The sequence below is a fragment of the Mesorhizobium sp. M7A.F.Ca.MR.148.00.0.0 genome, from assembly GCF_003997735.1.
In the GTDB taxonomy this organism is placed as follows: Bacteria; Pseudomonadota; Alphaproteobacteria; order Rhizobiales; family Rhizobiaceae; genus Mesorhizobium.
Map to the genome: position 1 here is coordinate 1 of NZ_RZTB01000527.1, position 289 is coordinate 289.

Annotated in this window: 1 pseudogene; it reads right to left on the reverse strand. The window is 65.7% G+C overall.

Features of this window, described 5'->3' with window-relative positions:
- Positions 1-289, reverse strand: a pseudogene (locus tag EOB49_RS38485) (hypothetical protein); the annotation flags it as partial.

Here is a 289-nt window from a genome sequence, read left to right on the forward strand (position 1 = left end):
GAGAGGTGATCCGACGGCCGGGAACGCCAGGACCGCCCCAGACGCTGGCGCAGGACCCTTTCCGCCGCCAGATAGGGAAACCACAGGGACAGGATTCTTTGGCCGGTTTCTTTCCCCACCTGCTCCTTCGTCGCCCGCTCTTTCGTCGAATGCGCATTCATCGGGGTTCCACTCCAGTGTGAATTGTCCAGGCAGGGCCGTGCGGCTCTTGCCGATGGTGAGGATGAAGGCCGGGCGGTCGATCGAACCGGCCAGCGGCCCGGCGATGGTGTCGCGCGGTGTTGCCGGC